Below are 16,152 nucleotides of genomic sequence, written 5' to 3'. Positions count from 1 at the left end.
AAGAAAAAATGAAACAACAATTTTCAATCGAAGGTATGAGCTGCAATCATTGTGCTGCAAGAGTCGAAGAAGCGGTAAGCGCACTTGACGGCGTACAGAAAGTAAAAGTGAACTTGAAAAAAGCAAACGGTACAGTCAAGTTTGATGAAACAAAAGTCCAATCCGAAAAGATCTGTCAAGCAATCAATGGATTGGGATATAAAGCAGAGGTGATTTGATGGCAGCAGCAGAAACCAAAATGGACACATTCGTCATTACAGGTATGACTTGTGCAAATTGTTCTGCTAGGATCGAAAAAGAGCTGAACGGACAACCTGGTGTTGTCAATGCCACAGTCAACTTGGCCACTGAAAAAGCAAGTGTCAAATATGAAGGGACGACCACTGAAAAATTAATCCAAAGCGTAGAGAATATCGGCTATGGTGCGATTTTGTACGATGAAGCCCATAAACAAAAAATTGCGGAAGAAAAGCAAGTATATTTGAAAAAAATGCTATTCGATCTTGTATTGAGTACGATTTTGACTTTGCCATTGATGCTGTCAATGATTGCCATGATGTTGGGGAGCCATGCGGCAATTGTTCACTTTTTTCATCTGCCAATCGTTCAGTTAGTTCTGTCTACACCTGTCCAATTTTATGTTGGTGCTCGTTTTTATAAAGGGGCGTATCATGCAATCAAGACGAAAGCACCAAATATGGATGTACTAGTAGCAATCGGAACATCAGCTGCTTTTGCATTGAGCATTTACAACGGATTTTTCCGTGGACATCCCCAAGATCTTTATTTTGAAAGCAGCAGTATGATCATCACGTTGATTTTGCTCGGCAAATATTTGGAACATACAGCAAAAACGAAAACAGGTAATGCAATCAAACAATTGATGTCTCTTCAAACAAAAACAGCTCAAGTAATAAGAAACGGTAAAGAAGAAACGTTAGCGATTGAAGAAGTCTTCGTTGGCGATCAGCTAGTCATCCGTCCTGGTGAGCAGATCCCAGCAGATGGTCGAATCATTTCAGGAAGTAGTGCGATCGATGAAAGTATGCTTACTGGCGAAAGTCTTCCTGTAGAAAAGAATCCAGATGACACACTCTTTGGCGGAACAATCAATACGAATGGTCTGCTTCATATGGCAGTCACACAAGTTGGTAAGCAGACAGTTTTAGCTCAAATCATCCAAATGGTGGAAGACGCTCAAGGAAGCAAAGCACCAATTCAAAAAATCGCGGATCGAATCTCAGGGATTTTTGTTCCGATCGTTTTAGTCATTGCATTCATCACGCTAGTGGCGACAGGATTGATCACGGGTGATTGGCAACTTGCATTGGTCCATAGTGTCTCTGTATTAGTCATTGCGTGTCCATGTGCATTAGGTTTAGCAACTCCAACAGCTATCATGGTAGGAACGGGTGTTGGCGCACGAAACGGAATCTTAATTAAAGGCGGAGAAGCATTAGAAGCAGCTGCTCACTTAGACAGCATTGTTTTGGATAAAACTGGAACGATTACAGAAGGAAAGCCCAAAGTTACAGATCTAGTCGGTTCTAAAGAAGTCCTATCTATTTTTTATACTTTAGAACAAGCTTCTGAACATCCACTAGGTAAAGCAATCGTGGAATACGGAAAACTGCAAGAAGCAGCAACATACGATATGATCGATTTTACAGCTCATCCAGGTGCTGGAATCAGCGGTACGATTAACGGAGTACGCTATTTTGCGGGTACACGTAAACGATTAATTGAATTGAACCTATCATTTGATGAATACCAAGAACACGCGTTAGAATTAGAACAGCAGGGAAAAACAGTCATGTTTTTAGCTGATGAAAAGCAAGTAATCGGGCTGATTGCCGTGGCAGATCAAATCAAACAAGAAGCCAAACAAGCAATCAAGCAGTTACAGGATAAAGGATTAGATGTCTTTATGCTGACAGGAGACAACAAACTGGCAGCCGAAACGATCGGTAAACAAGTGGGTATTGATCCAATGCACATCTTTGCCGAAGTACTTCCAGAGGATAAAGCAGCCTATGTGGAAAAACTGCAGAAAGATGGCAAAAAAGTCGGTATGGCAGGCGATGGAATCAATGATGCGCCAGCTCTCGCATTAGCTGATGTTGGTATGGCAATGGGAAGTGGAACGGACATCGCGATGGAAACAGCAGATGTAACGCTGATGAATAGTAGTTTGGCATCCATTGCTCAAACAATCGAGTTGTCTAGAATGACATTGAGAAAAATCAAACAAAATCTTTTCTGGGCTTTTGTCTATAATACGATTGGCATTCCTTTTGCTGCATTAGGCTTTTTGAATCCAATCATTGCAGGAGGAGCGATGGCGTTTAGTTCCGTCAGTGTATTGTTGAACTCCCTGAGCTTAAATCGGCACATGAAAAAGTAAGAGAAGGGATGGAGTAAAAATGAACGGGAACGATATGGAGAAAAAACAGGAGCATAAAAAAGAAGCAGGAAACAAAGAAAGTGCTCATTCAAACGAAAAACAGATGGAGATGAAGCATGACCATAGCCAGATGGACCATTCAATGCATATGGAACATAACCATGGAGATATAGCGGACAGCAAACAAATGGACCATTCGATGCACATGGATCACGATCATGGCGGTATGGATCATTCCATGCACATGGGGAATTTCAAACAAAAATTTTGGCTATCGCTTATCCTAGCTATCCCAATCATTCTTTTTTCACCAATGATGGGAATGGAATTTCCCTTCCAGATAACATTTCCTGGTTCGGATTGGCTCGTACTGATCTTAGCAACTATACTGTTTATCTATGGCGGACAGCCATTTTTAAGCGGGGCAAAAATGGAATTGAAACAAAAAAGTCCTGCTATGATGACGCTGATCGCGATGGGGATTACAGTTGCATATATTTATAGTGTCTATTCGTTTATCGCGAATCTGATCAATCCTCATACGCACGTCATGGATTTCTTCTGGGAATTAGCTACATTGATCGTCATTATGTTGCTAGGTCACTGGATCGAAATGAACGCTGTTTCGAATGCCAGCAATGCTTTACAAAAACTAGCAGAATTACTGCCAGAATCAGTGAAACGCTTGACGAAAGAAGGAAAAGAAGAGACAGTCTCACTAAAAGAAGTAACCGAAGGCGATCATTTGATCGTCCGTTCCGGTGACAAAATGCCAACAGATGGTGTTATCTTGAAAGGTGAAACTATCGTTGATGAATCAGCTGTGACTGGCGAATCAAAAGGAATCAAAAAGCGAGCCAATGATAAAGTGATCGGCGGTTCTATCAATGGGGATGGAACGATCGAAATCGAAGTAACTGGAACTGGTGAAAATGGGTATCTAGCGAAGGTTATGGAAATGGTGCGAAAAGCACAAGGAGAAAAATCCAAGCTAGAGTCATTATCTGACAAAGTGGCAAAATGGCTGTTTTATGTCGCATTAATTGTGGGTATCCTGGCATTCATCACCTGGTTGTTCTTGACAGATCTTCCTAATGCATTAGAACGTATGGTAACAGTCTTTATCATCGCCTGTCCTCATGCTCTAGGTTTAGCTATCCCATTAGTTGTTGCTCGCTCTACATCAATAGCAGCTAAAAACGGATTACTTTTGAAAAACCGCAATGCACTGGAGCAAGCTAATGATCTAGATGTGATCATGCTGGACAAAACAGGAACACTAACAGAAGGAAAATTTACTGTAACGGGTGTCGAAGTACTTGATGATGCGTTCAATAAAAATGAAATCCTTCAATATTTAGGAGCATTGGAAGCGAATGCCAATCATCCATTGGCTGTTGGCATTATGAATTATTTGAAAGAACATGAAATCAAGCCTTATCAAGCCGAAAATCTAAAAAATCTTTCAGGAGTTGGGCTAGAGGCAACAGTCAAAAACCAACAAGTGAAAATAGTTAATGAAAAAGAAGTTGAGCGTCTCGGATTAAACGTAGAACAAGCATTATTGAAACCTTACCAAGAACAAGGAAATACCATCAGCTTCCTGATTTTAGAAAATCATCTAGCTGCAATCGTTGCTTTAGGTGACGTAGTAAAAACAGAAGCAAAAGAATTTATCCGAACATTGAAAGAAAGAAAAATCACTCCTGTCATGCTTACTGGTGACAATAAAAACGCTGCCCAAGCAGTAGCAGATTATTTAGGGATCGAAGAATATTATGGCGGTTTATTACCAGATGATAAAGAAGCTGTTGTCCAGAAATACCTTGACCAAGGGAAAAAAGTAATCATGGTGGGTGATGGGATCAATGATGCGCCAAGTTTAGCCCGTGCTTCAATCGGGATGGCAATCGGTGCAGGGACAGATATCGCAATCGATTCTGCGGATGTCGTATTGACAAACAGCGATCCAAAAGATATTTTGCATTTCCTTGATCTAGCCAAGCAAACGCGAAAGAAAATGATCCAGAACCTCTGGTGGGGGGCAGGTTACAATATTCTTGCAATTCCGCTAGCAGCCGGAATTCTTGCGCCAATTGGTATCATATTAAGTCCAGCAGTTGGTGCTGTCTTGATGTCGTTAAGTACGGTAGTTGTAGCTCTAAATGCTTTGACATTGAAAATCAAATAATAATGAAAAAAGGTTGTGACAAAAAACGTGTCACAACCTTTTTTTACGAATAATCGATGCTCAATCAGCTGGTTATCGGCATTCCAGAAGTAGATTCTCTAGGAATTTTATCTTATTTTTTGAAGCTGCTCCCTTTTGTCATAACCTTTTTGGATACCGTTTTTCTTATTATATGCGTTAGTTCTAAATAGGTTTTTTTATCGAATTTTACCGGATCTGCTTGTCTCCCATATATTTCTGCTTCATATTGAGCAGTTAATCGAATGAAACGTTGATCTAGATTGAATGTTTGTTCTATTCGTTGGCTGTATGCCTGCAAAGATTCTGCGGGGGTGCGCGGTACCAGTGTTTCCAAATGGTGGAGAAGTTTTTGATACGCAACCGCATTAGTAGAAGCAAAAAAATGAAGATAGATAAGATAACTTGTCCAGCGCAGAGATTTTCTAAATAACAATAGAAAGAACAACAAGACGGATAAACACACCCCAAGGCTGAATAAGACGATTTTATAAGACGGTGTGAGTGTCGTGTTATCTGACGAAATAGTCTCAGGTTTCTCACTGGAAATAGTTTCTACTATATTTTCGCTTTCTTTTGGCTGTTCTTCAGCAGATTGGACGGTTTCTGTTGTTTCAGCGGCTGGTTGTGAAACAGTTGGATTGGCAAATGAAGGAGTTGGTTCAAATGGAAGCCAGCCAAACTCGGGAAAGTACACCTCTGGTCAAGAATGAGCATGACTATTGAGAATGCTGTATTCCTCATTTCCTTGCTCATCTGTTCCTGTTCTAATCCCATCCGTAAACCCTTTTGTCCACCGAGCTGGGATGCCTAGTGTGCGAAGAAGGACGACCATAGAAGTTGAAAAGTTGTCACAGTAGCCGACTTTTGAATCGAAGAGGAAATAATCTACATAATCGCGTTCTTTAGGCGTATGTCCGGTATCCGTTTTGGAATAGCGAAAATTCCCGCTTGTTTTCAAATACTGTTCGACAGCTTCAACTTTACGAATTAAAGTTGCTTCATTTTTGGTCAATTCGATCGCTAAGTCCTCAATACGTTGAGGCAACCCTTTCGGCAACTGAAGATTTGTCTGTTGTTTTTCTAAATCATCGGCCTCTAACTGACTGCTTTTTAATTCTTCTCTCGTAAAAGCTAATCTTTCTGTTTGTAAGGACGCCAATCGCGTCGATTCATTCGGGACAGGGATGAATCGTTGGCTTTCAGGCAAATAGTAAAGCGTTTGTCCACTGGCTAATGAAAAATCAGTCAAGGTAGTATTTCCATAAGGATAAGGTAAGAAAGCTTGGTTTTTTAGCGTCAATGTAATGTTTTCTTTTTCTTCCATAACTGTTTGGTAGCTTGTGATATCAACAGGAAATTCTTGGATTGGTTGGATGGGTGCATCCGGATCTTCTACCCATCCAGAACCGGTGTAATGATTCTTATTTTCTATCTTCCAATAGCCGTTTACTTTCTGGTTCGCTGTAAAAACAACTTCGCCATTATCATACAATGGACCACCAAGTTGTTCATCATTTTCACTGAAACCCGTTCTGGCACTTCCGGTTAATTGATACTCATGGAGTCTGTCATAAAGCCCTTCATCATTAAGATATTCTCGGATCGGTTCACTCGTTTCCTCAAGAGATTGGTGTACTTTTGGGAGATATAAAGGCAAGATGGCGCTGAAAGTGAACAAACAAATAAGCAGGATCGTAGTAAACGACTGGAATCGAGCGTTTCCCGACAACAATCGGAGGGAGAAAAATTGCCTTGCTGCCAAATATACGCATAAAACAGCTACTACCGCAATCATTTCGTACAATAGTTCTTTTTCCCGAAAAACGGTAAGCATCATGAAGTAACCCATCAATGCAAGAAAGGGTGCATACCAATAGTCGTAATCCACGGTCAAAGTAATAAATAAATAGATCAACAACAATATGAGAAAAAAAGCTGTCTTTTCTGGTAAATAATGAAGTTTACCTTGGGATAGATGGAAGAATTCCTCTGTAACTGACGAAAAAAACTGTACGACCCATAATAAAGAAATTGTCTTTGAAGGAAAATAGGTAAACAAACAGCCAATCATTACTGGCAAAGAAAGTAGTAATCGTACCCATTTTTTAGGAATACAGCAGACAATAAGACATAGGATACCAATAGTCAGGATAAGAGGATAGCTATTTTGCAATTGATTAGCTGCTACAAATATCGGAGCACCTACACTTAGCATCATAAAGGAGTAAACGCCACGCAGGTATTTTTCCCATTTAATCGTCAATCCATTCACCTCCTGACAGTGAACATACCTTGTCTTTTTCTTGTATCATGATTTGTTTTTCTGCGAAATAAACAAGATAGACCGTTCGATCTTTCGACAATGTTTCGACAGCTTCTGAGACTTCAGGAGAATGCTCAGGAATAAAGAGGACGATTTGTTTTTTTGCCTGTTTTTTCAAGTGTGCCAAAAAAGTTTTCTCATCGCCAGCGTTCAAAGAAGCAAAATAGGTATATCCAGGATCTTTGCCATGAAAGGTACGGTCGCCTAATATCAGAAGTTCCGGCTGCTTTTCTTTTCTCAGATGCCATAAAGAAAAATACAAATCTAGCAGATGGTCAAATTTCAAGCTAGGTGAACCCCAAAAGCAAAGAAGCGGAGAATATTCTTCTTGATACTCGTATTCGCGGTATAACCACTCTTGACTATGAGCAGACAATTTCCAATCGATTCGGTTAAAAGAATCGCCGGGGCGATAAGAGCGATGTTCTCGAAAATCAAGACCTTTTTGATACGCGTTCAGCTGTTGTTTTTTTTCCAGAACTCTTTGCAATGTTTCTGCTTGAGTTTTATGAAAAGCAGGAAGAACAGTCACAGGAAAAGAAAGCTCTCTTCTTGTCCTTTTTCTAAAAAGTCCTAGACTATCATAGGCTGTAAAAATGACGGTTAATGCTTCATGGAACCCTCTCTCTTTTGGTTGCCAAAGTACTTGGACTTCTTGCGGTTTATTTGTAAGGATCAATATTTCTTGTTTTTTTTCTGCAAAGATCTCTGGAAAGACGATCTGTAAACGAGGGAGAGGGAAAGAAAAAGCTCTTTTTCTGGCTATAGAAAAAATAACCTGTATACTTTTTTTACGATAAACGACTGGCTGGACTGTGCCAGTAACAGAAAGTTTCTTTAGAAAGGTGCTTAATGAAAACACACTCCATGATACATAAAGAGTAAAAAAAGCCAATAAGAACCACCCTAAAGAATTGTTGAATACAAGAGCAAAAAAGACAATGACGAAATATATCAGAAATAACACAAAATTAATGAAATAATCTTTGGCTTTTTCCATTATCTACCTCACGGGAATTGGGATTTGGGCAACAAGGTCATGGATCATTTGTGTCTTTTCGTCTTCCTTCAATGAACGATCGTAAAAAATCAAGCGGTGGGAAAAAACGAAAGGAACTAAATCTTGCAAATCTTTGGGCGTGACGTAATTTCTCCCATGGATTAATGCATAGGCTTTTGCTGCTTGAATAAAGGCAAGGCTTCCTCGTGGACTGATACCAAGCTGGATAGCAGAGTGGGTTCTTGTTGCGGATACTAACTGCAAGGCATAAGATGCCACTTCTGGGCTGACAAAGACATTCGCCACACTTGTTTTTATTTCTTCTATTTCATGACTGTTCAAGACGACCTTCAAATTATCCAACACTTTTTCGAATTTATCCAAAAGTAGCAGAAGTTCGTCGTCAAAAGAAGGATAACCAATTTGTAGTCGGAATAAAAAACGATCGAGCTGTGCTTCCGGCAAAGGATATGTTCCTTCATACTCGATTGGATTTTGTGTAGCTAAGACAAAAAAATGATTGTCTAGGGGGTATGTATTGTTGTCGATCGTTGCATGATTCTCTGCCATTGCTTCTAAAAGTGCTGACTGAGTACGGGGAGTCGTACGATTGATTTCATCTGCTAACAAGATCGTTGTAAAGATTGGCCCCGGACGAAATTCAAACTCTTTTGTTTGTGAGTTATAGACGGAAAAGCCCAAAATATCACTAGGAAGAAGATCGGGTGTGCATTGGACTCTGCTAAAGGTTCCTTGCACAGCCTTTGCTAGTGCTTTGACTAGTAATGTTTTACCTACACCGGGAATATCTTCGAACAAGACATGACCACCTGCTAACAGGGCAACGATCATCAATTGGATAGTGGAACGTTTACCGATGACCGCTTTTTCTAATTCTTGTATCAACTGATCGATTTTTTGTTTGGATTCTTCGATTTTAGCTTCCATTTTCACATCACCTTCTCATGAAATCACTATTTATTTTAATTGTAATGGAAGGGGATACATCCTACAAGCAAAGTGATTTTATTATGTTTTTTTTAAATACATTCGTTTTAAAATGAGAATACAATTAAATTAAGTAAAATAAAAAATAATGAGAGAAATTTGCGTAATTAAGTAAATAGAAAGGGACTTTTTATCTTTTTAGAAAAGAGCCCTTTCTGATCAAACAATATGTTTAGAAACTAGGTGAGAGATGATCAATGAGATGGCAAAAACTATTATCAAAAAATGCACAGAATTTATTTTCACTAATCAACCTAATGAAAGATCTGATCTGGCGAAAAACGGATCTAGCTGAAGAACTGAAAATCGATGTCAAAACAGTTGATCGGCATCTAAAACGTTTGGCAGAAAGCGACTGTCCAATCCAGCTGATTCTTCATAAGAAAACCGTTCAGTTAGTTTATGATCAAGGATATAGCGAACCCTACCTCCTTTTTGTTTTTCTGATTCAATCACCACCTTTTTGTCTACTGAAAAATCTGCTGTTGAATGAACCTTATGAGCAGGAGTATGATCGTTCGACACAAGAGCGGTTGAGAAAATGGTTTGGTGAGTATCACCTTTCGTTTTCTTATAAAAAAGCGCAGATCTTTGGTTCAGAAAGAAAAATACGGTACCTGCTATTTTGTTTCTTGAAAGATTTCCCCCATTTTTTTGCAGACGATGGAGAGCAATCCTTTTCAGAGACATTCATCCAATTATTGAAGCAACGAAAGGATCCGGCAGAAATCGAGATTTTAGGAGACAGTCGAACCCTTTTCTTTGAGTTGTTTCCAGAATTACTTTTTAGAGAAGAGCAGATTTTGCCAATAAAAGAAAAAAATTATCTAGCGATTTTGCGCTTGAGCTGTAACCAGATTACTGAAAAACGGTGGGAACGGATAGAAGAGACACAAGACTATCGGAAATTGACGATCGTAACTGAAAAGCTTGATTCGCTGTTTTGGCTGAATAGTGAGTTTGAAAGTGGAAATAAATCAAAGCTGACAAAAGTACTTTACCAAGAATGGCTTCGTTATGTGATTGGTATCCATGATCGATTGGTGGAAGAAGAAGTTCGTTATTATCAGGAAACATTAGAAAAGTTTCCCAATTCCAAAGATAAACTGTATCAATTTCGTCTAGCAATCCAACAAGCACTTGCACACCCCGCAGTTGAGTGGGGAATGCTTTTACTTAAGACACTCCAAGAACGGGGGTATTTAGATGTCCATCCTCCTGAAGTGAAAATCGTCTTTTTTTTCGTTATGAACATCAGGAAGCAAGAAGACTTGCCGGGGTACTGAACAAAACCCTAAGACATCGAAAACGGATTTCGATCCATGTTTGCACTCGAAATAAGCCACCTCGTTATGCAGATCTAGTGATTACGGATCATTTTTTTCCATTAGACCATAATGAAGATCAAAAAACGTATCTGTACCATCCTTCATTTGGTATTGAAAGACTACTTACGGATGTCAATTACTGGTTAGGGAAAAACCGATAAAACCTTTGGAAAACAGATCAAAACAAGTCAGTCTATGCTATAATAAAAAGCGATTAGTAAAGGAGGAAATCCATTGGAATTAAAGAAATTAGAAGTTCCCACATCTTCGATCACAGAAGTGAAACGATCGCCGATGGATGTATTTGCTCAAGCGCGAGACGCGGGAACTGGCGTATATATATTTAATCGGGAAAAAGTAGCTGGTGTGATGTTGACCCAAGAACAATACGAAACGCTCTTGCAAGAACTAGATGTCCTTCGTCAAACAGTGAAAGAGGAACTGAAAGAACCAAAGGAAAAAGAAATACATGAAGAATCTGTCAATAAAACAGCTTCCGTCGTATCCAATGCTGAAGGGATGGAAGAGTTGGCACAAACATTACAGCACTCGCTTATTACTGGTGTGACGATTACAGCAAAAAATCTAGATGAACGAATGGTCGCACTTGGTTTTATTACGAAAAAAACCGGATTTGGCGGGGTCGTGGATATGCTCAGCGAATTGATGAAAACCGGGAAAATCAATTACCAGCTAAGAAGAAAACCGCAAAATCGGACCATCATCGCTGAAATCATAGGGGAGCAAAACAGTCAATCCCAATTGATGGATAAGATTATTATCAAAAAAATTTTTCTACATGAATTATAAGAAAACCCTATATGTACAAAAAGAAAAAAACAGCTTCTCTTTGTACATATAGGGTTTATTTTTTTAGGGATGCCGTGCTTTTTTATAAGATAAGGCTACCGCCCATAACGATCCAAGGATTTGTGGAACTAAGTAAATGCCAGCTAGAATCAAAATCAGTTGGGTCGGTTTTAAAGGATGATAAAAGTACCGCCATTCAGCAAAATTGACGCAAAATAAATAGGAAGTGACAGTAGATATAATGTTGGCGATAAATAAAGATAAAATACGCCTGCTTTTTTGGAAATAATACCCAGCAAAAAGAGATAAAAATATCAACGTGATGAATCCGCTTACGGAATGATAATAGAAATCAAGCAGTAAAGCGAAATGCACATAAGGAACAAAAGATAAAAGCAATGGAAGATTCTTCCAACACGTTTTTATCATATTTTGTCACCACCTAACAAGTGTTATTATTTTGTTAATTTTATTGTAAATTGAATCATATAATAATCAATTACTTTTTCATTATTTCTAGATTAAATGAATAAACTCTCATGCCATTATCTCTAAAAAAAAAGTTTTTCCCCCTAATTTTTTTAGATAGAAAATTGTATAGTATGATGAAAGAAAAATTGGTTTGGGGGAACATTGATGAGAAGAAAAGCAGTAATCGATCGGCTTTATTTATTTTTTTGGTTTTTTCCTATCGTTTTGCTACCTTTTACATGGGTAAATGCTGTTGTGCAAGGTGCCGAGATATTAGGGCTGATCCAAGGAAGTGGATTTGTGGTTTCTAGAAATTTTCCAGCTTTGACTATTTTTTACTTAGTGATAAGTGTAGGTCTATTACTGCCAAAATCTCTGATCAATCATTATAATTGGCAGCTGCTTTATTTTTCTTGTTTACTCATATTCACATCTATGTTTTCCTTGTTGCCTCGCATGATCATCGGTCCTAATGGTTTGAGCGAGAGCGGACTGAAGGATTCAGCATATCCCTCCATGTATTTCTTGACCATTAAACCGTGTTTCTATTTAGTCATTGTCTCATTTATTCTTGCGACATTCTTTTACTTCTGGACAGAGATCCGGATAAAAAGTGAACGATCTGTATCTATAAAAAATAACCGTTGATGGTGGATCATCGGTAACAAGCATATGAGCGGCGGAAAACGCCTGTTTCTCATATGCTTTTTTATTATCGTGTAAAGAATCTGAAAAACGTTTACATGATTTTTACATAACTTAACTATATTTTTACAGCAACCATACGAGGGATTTACAGTCGACTGATAAACTTTAGTTGTAAATAAGAAAGGAGCAATAAAATGAAAAAAGTATTGTTTACTCTAGGCATGATTGGAGTTCTTTTAGCCGGATGCGGCTCAGGATCAGGAAATACAGATGGCTCTGCCACACAAAATAATTCAAGTGACTCAAATGAACAGGTAAAAATCGTTGCGGTAGGTTCGACAGCATTACAGCCTTTGGTCGATGCAGCACAAGAAAGTTTTGTACAAGAAAATCCGAATTATCAAATCTCTGTACAAGGAGGAGGAAGTGGAACTGGTTTGAGCCAAGTCGAAGCTGGAGCAGTTACTATCGGAAACTCTGATGTATTTGCAGAAGAAAGAGACGGGATCGATGCCTCTAAATTAGTGGATCATAAAGTAGCAGTAGTTGGGATGGCACCAATCGTCAACAAAGATACAGGTGTCAAAGATATCACAAAACAGGAATTGATTGATATCTTTACAGGAAAAATCACTAATTGGAATGAAGTTGGCGGGAAAGATCAAAAGATCAACGTTGTGAACCGTGCAAACGGCAGCGGTACCCGTGCGACATTTGAAAAATGGGGATTAGATGGTGCCACACCTATACAGTCCCAAGAACAAGACTCATCAGGAACTGTTCGGCAGTTGGTAAGTCAAACACCAGGAGCAATCAGCTATTTGGCCTTCTCATATCTCGATGATTCCACACAAGCACTAAGTATCGACGGTGTAGAACCAAAAGAAGAGAATGTAGCAGATAACAGCTGGAAAATCTGGTCCTATGAACATATGTACACGAACGGAAAACCTTCCCCTGAAGTCCAAAAATTCTTAGACTACATGATGACAGAAGAAATCCAAGAAGGACCTGTTAAAGAATTGGGCTATTTACCAATCACAATGATGGAAGTAGAACGTGACCACGAAGGAAATATCAAATAACTAGCAGATAAATATGCTACAGTTATAGTGACAATCAAGGAAAAATCAACTATCTTTCCCCGCATATAGATTTTTCCTTTAATTGAGAAAAAGAGCGACGACATAGAACTGTCGTCGCTCTTTTTTTGCTATATGACAGGAATGAAAGGTGTATGCAAGCTTAATAGGAGGAACACTTTTCATATCTGTTCTATACTGGATAGGAGAAGTTTGTAAATATCCAGAAAACGAAATTGATCGAGGTAGCCACATGAAGAATAAATGGACAAATCGAAGTAAAAAAAAGAAAATAACACAAAAATCATCTGACAAAGTTATCCGTCTTTTTCCCTCGTACAAAGAAGGATTGACAGCAGAACAAGTCAAGGAACGAATAGAAAAAGGTGCAGCAAACGATTCAGTCGATCCCACATTCAAAACAAACCAACAAATTATATTGGAAAATATTTTTACGTATTTCAATTTGATCTTTCTTATCTTAGCTATTTTGCTTTGTTTAGTAGAATCCTATAAGAACTTGACTTTTTTACCAGTTATCATAGCCAATACAGGAATCGCCATTTTTCAGGAAATTCGATCCAAAAAGATCTTGGACGAACTAAATGTTTTAAATACAGCAAAAGTCAATGTCATACGAGACGGGATAGAACAAACAATAGATATAGAAGACCTTGTAATAGATGACATTGTTATTTTAGAGACTGGACATCAAATTCCAGCAGATGCAGAGGTCGTGGAAGGGAAACTGCAAGTTAATGAGGCTTTATTGACAGGCGAAGCAGATGAGATAACCAAAGAAATAGGTGATCCATTGATGTCCGGCAGTTTCGTTGTTTCCGGAAAAGCTTACGCCCGATTAGACAAAGTCGGAGCAGATTCGTATATTTCCCAATTGACAGTCAAAGCCAAGACAATGGGAGAAGGAGAACAGTCGGAGATGATTGCTTCTCTTAATCAATTGATCAAATGGATTGGGATCATCATTATTCCTATCGGTATTCTGCTTTTTTCTCAAAGTTACTTTTTTAATGGAAACACGATGAAAGAAAGTGTCGTCGCAATGGAAGCAGCATTGATTGGTATGATACCTGAAGGACTGTACTTGTTAACGACGATTGCATTAGCATTAAGTGCGACTAAACTAGCAAAGCAAAGAGTTCTTTTACACAATATGAAAAGCATTGAGACATTGGCAAGAGTAAATGTCCTTTGTGTAGATAAAACAGGAACGATCACAGAAAACAAAATGTCTGTCCAAAAAGTGATTGTCTCTAAAAAACAAAAAATAATCAGCCAATCAGATCAACTGGAAGAGCGCATTGCTGACTATGCAAAAGCGATGGCAGGAGACAATGCAACAATGGAAGCCGTCAAAGAATACTTTACAAAAACCACTGATCAATCCTATCACCAAGTCATTCCTTTTTCTTCTGTCCAAAAATTCAGCAGTGTAGCGTTGGGAGACAAGGTATATGTTTTAGGAGCACCCGAAATGGTTTTGCGAGATCAGTTGCCGGAATATGCGGAAGAGTTTGTTTCTTTCGCTGAAAAAGGCTATCGCGTGTTGGTCTTTGGTGTGTACGATGGGATTCTTGAAGAACCAGTATTAACGGAGGCAGTCACACCATTAGGGTATATCCTGATCGCTAATCCTATCAGAAAAGAAGCAAAAGCCACATTCAATTACTTCAAAAAACAGCAAGTAGCTATCAAAGTGATTTCTGGAGATAATCCGCTCACCGTATCTAATGTAGCTGTCCAAGCAGGGATTTCACATGCTGATCAGTACGTTGATGCGTCTAAATTATCAGAAGAAGAATATGAAGCAGCTGTCGAAAAATATACAGTTTTTGGACGCGTCAAGCCAGAACAAAAGAAAATCTTCGTTCAATTGCTAAAGCGTAACAATACAGTAGCTATGACAGGTGATGGCGTGAATGACATTCTAGCCATGAAAGAAGCAGACTGCAGTATAGCGATGGCTTCTGGCAATGAAGCCGCCATGCAGGCCTCACAAGTGGTCTTGCTTGATTCTGACTTTTCACGCATGCCGGAAGTTGTTGCAGAAGGACGGCGCGTCGTGAACAATATTGAGCGATCAGCCAGCTTGTTTTTAGTGAAGAATATTTTCTCCTTTTTGCTTTCGCTGTTTTCAGTCATCTTTGCTTTGACCTATCCTTTAGAACCATCACAGATCACATTGATTAGTTTGTTTACGATTGGACTTCCATCTTTCTTGCTTGCTCTAGAAGAAAACAAAAAGCGAATCAGAGGGAAGTTCATCATGAATGTGATGGAAAAGGCTGTGCCAGGTGGACTGACAGATATGATCGTAGTCGGTGCGTTGGTGATCTGCGGGGTGACTTTGGATCTAAATAAAACAGATGTTTCTACAGCATCTACTATGCTTTTGATTGCAGTAGGATTTCTCGTTCTCTATAAAATCTGTTCACCGCTGAATAAATTCAGAAGTCAGATCATTCTTTTCTGTGCTAGCGGTATCTTTTTTTCGGTCGTTTTTTTGCATAAACTGTTTTCAATCACCGGTATCTCAGCTGTATCGCTTTTGTTGTTGAGTATTTTATTTTTCTCGGCAGATTCGATTTTTAGGCATTTGACTACATTGGTAGAATATTTGTTTGAACGTAAAAATGAAAAAGAGCCGGAGATAATAAATAAATTGCCTCGGTTCCTTCGAGTATTCAAAAGAAATAAATGACTAATAAGATAAAAGAAGCTTAAAAATACATTAACTAAAAAATTGTATTTTCTAAGCTTCTTTCTGTATAAAAAACAAAGCAAATTTTTATCTAGAACTTATAGAAAACCAATTAAATCTTTACTTCAGGTGTCCTATAATCAT

Annotated in this window: 11 protein-coding genes and 1 pseudogene; 8 read left to right on the top strand and 4 right to left on the bottom strand. The window is 38.7% G+C overall.

Features of this window, described 5'->3' with window-relative positions:
* Positions 1 to 8: 8 nt before the first annotated feature.
* From copZ to copB, 3 genes are read left to right on the top strand one after another with little or no spacing between them, the layout of a single operon-like run.
* Positions 9 to 218: a copper chaperone CopZ gene (gene copZ, locus AB3I27_RS05975; protein WP_002308701.1), complete on the top strand. Its 210-nt coding sequence runs from the start codon at positions 9 to 11 to the stop codon at positions 216 to 218.
* Positions 218 to 2,404, top strand: coding sequence for a heavy metal translocating P-type ATPase (locus AB3I27_RS05970; RefSeq protein ID WP_309418723.1), 2,187 nt, complete (start codon positions 218 to 220; stop codon positions 2,402 to 2,404). The genes copZ and AB3I27_RS05970 overlap by 1 nt, the downstream gene beginning before the upstream one ends.
* Positions 2,405 to 2,423: 19 nt before the next feature.
* Positions 2,424 to 4,595: a copper/silver-translocating P-type ATPase CopB gene (gene copB / locus AB3I27_RS05965; RefSeq protein WP_368022933.1), complete on the top strand. Its 2,172-nt coding sequence runs from the start codon at positions 2,424 to 2,426 to the stop codon at positions 4,593 to 4,595.
* Between the two features lie 112 nt (positions 4,596 to 4,707).
* Here copB and AB3I27_RS05960 read toward each other — a convergent pair.
* From AB3I27_RS05960 to AB3I27_RS05950, 3 genes and pseudogenes are all read right to left on the bottom strand, one after another.
* Positions 4,708 to 6,879 (bottom strand): annotated as a pseudogene (locus AB3I27_RS05960) (DUF4129 domain-containing transglutaminase family protein).
* Positions 6,869 to 7,939 carry a DUF58 domain-containing protein gene (locus tag AB3I27_RS05955; RefSeq protein ID WP_368022932.1) on the bottom strand — a complete coding sequence of 357 codons (1,071 nt, stop codon included), beginning with the start codon at positions 7,937 to 7,939 and terminating at the stop codon, positions 6,869 to 6,871. Before AB3I27_RS05955 ends, AB3I27_RS05960 begins: the two are co-directional and overlap by 11 nt.
* A gap of 3 nt (positions 7,940 to 7,942) precedes the next feature.
* Positions 7,943 to 8,887, bottom strand: a complete 945-nt coding sequence (locus AB3I27_RS05950) for a MoxR family ATPase (RefSeq protein WP_002308706.1) — start codon at positions 8,885 to 8,887, stop codon at positions 7,943 to 7,945.
* 257 nt (positions 8,888 to 9,144) lie between these two features.
* Here AB3I27_RS05950 and AB3I27_RS05945 point away from each other — a divergent pair, with 257 nt between their 5' ends.
* Positions 9,145 to 10,233 carry a hypothetical protein gene (locus AB3I27_RS05945; protein ID WP_002334823.1) on the top strand — a complete coding sequence of 363 codons (1,089 nt, stop codon included), beginning with the start codon at positions 9,145 to 9,147 and terminating at the stop codon, positions 10,231 to 10,233.
* Positions 10,234 to 10,509: 276 nt separating this feature from the next.
* The gene (locus AB3I27_RS05940; RefSeq protein ID WP_002291618.1) at positions 10,510 to 11,085 is read left to right on the top strand and encodes a hypothetical protein; all 576 of its coding nucleotides are present in this window, start codon (positions 10,510 to 10,512) and stop codon (positions 11,083 to 11,085) included.
* A gap of 63 nt (positions 11,086 to 11,148) precedes the next feature.
* On the opposite strand, the gene AB3I27_RS05935 is transcribed toward AB3I27_RS05940, so the two are convergent.
* The gene (locus AB3I27_RS05935) at positions 11,149 to 11,514 is read right to left on the bottom strand and encodes a hypothetical protein (protein WP_002313555.1); all 366 of its coding nucleotides are present in this window, start codon (positions 11,512 to 11,514) and stop codon (positions 11,149 to 11,151) included.
* A gap of 207 nt (positions 11,515 to 11,721) precedes the next feature.
* Between AB3I27_RS05935 and AB3I27_RS05930 the strand changes: the two genes are divergently transcribed.
* The 3 genes from AB3I27_RS05930 to AB3I27_RS05920 all read left to right on the top strand — a co-directional run bounded on the left by AB3I27_RS05930 (position 11,722) and on the right by AB3I27_RS05920 (position 16,008).
* Positions 11,722 to 12,204 (top strand): hypothetical protein, encoded by a 483-nt coding sequence (locus AB3I27_RS05930; RefSeq protein ID WP_002308710.1) that lies wholly within the window; start codon positions 11,722 to 11,724, stop codon positions 12,202 to 12,204.
* Positions 12,205 to 12,398: 194 nt separating this feature from the next.
* The gene (locus tag AB3I27_RS05925) at positions 12,399 to 13,289 is read left to right on the top strand and encodes a phosphate ABC transporter substrate-binding protein PstS family protein (protein ID WP_002313557.1); all 891 of its coding nucleotides are present in this window, start codon (positions 12,399 to 12,401) and stop codon (positions 13,287 to 13,289) included.
* A gap of 250 nt (positions 13,290 to 13,539) precedes the next feature.
* A complete protein-coding gene (locus AB3I27_RS05920; RefSeq protein WP_002348523.1) occupies positions 13,540 to 16,008 on the top strand; it encodes a cation-translocating P-type ATPase in 2,469 nt (822 codons plus the stop codon).
* Positions 16,009 to 16,152: the final 144 nt, after the last annotated feature.

The sequence above is a fragment of the Enterococcus sp. C46 genome, assembly GCF_040887565.1.
Classification (GTDB): Bacteria; Bacillota; Bacilli; order Lactobacillales; family Enterococcaceae; genus Enterococcus_B; species Enterococcus_B lactis.
This window is presented reverse-complemented; position numbering and strand designations above follow the sequence as displayed.

What these genes read in the sequence shown, in the direction of transcription:
- AB3I27_RS05935 (WP_002313555.1), bottom strand. Translation starts at nt 11,514, where the DNA reads ATGATAAAAACGTGTTGGAAGAATCTTCCATTGCTTTTATCTTTTGTT.
- AB3I27_RS05955 (WP_368022932.1), bottom strand. Translation starts at nt 7,939, where the DNA reads ATGGAAAAAGCCAAAGATTATTTCATTAATTTTGTGTTATTTCTGATA.
- copB (WP_368022933.1), top strand. Translation starts at nt 2,424, where the DNA reads ATGAACGGGAACGATATGGAGAAAAAACAGGAGCATAAAAAAGAAGCA.
- AB3I27_RS05950 (WP_002308706.1), bottom strand. Translation starts at nt 8,887, where the DNA reads ATGGAAGCTAAAATCGAAGAATCCAAACAAAAAATCGATCAGTTGATA.
- AB3I27_RS05920 (WP_002348523.1), top strand. Translation starts at nt 13,540, where the DNA reads ATGAAGAATAAATGGACAAATCGAAGTAAAAAAAAGAAAATAACACAA.
- AB3I27_RS05925 (WP_002313557.1), top strand. Translation starts at nt 12,399, where the DNA reads ATGAAAAAAGTATTGTTTACTCTAGGCATGATTGGAGTTCTTTTAGCC.
- AB3I27_RS05945 (WP_002334823.1), top strand. Translation starts at nt 9,145, where the DNA reads ATGAGATGGCAAAAACTATTATCAAAAAATGCACAGAATTTATTTTCA.
- AB3I27_RS05970 (WP_309418723.1), top strand. Translation starts at nt 218, where the DNA reads ATGGCAGCAGCAGAAACCAAAATGGACACATTCGTCATTACAGGTATG.
- AB3I27_RS05930 (WP_002308710.1), top strand. Translation starts at nt 11,722, where the DNA reads ATGAGAAGAAAAGCAGTAATCGATCGGCTTTATTTATTTTTTTGGTTT.
- copZ (WP_002308701.1), top strand. Translation starts at nt 9, where the DNA reads ATGAAACAACAATTTTCAATCGAAGGTATGAGCTGCAATCATTGTGCT.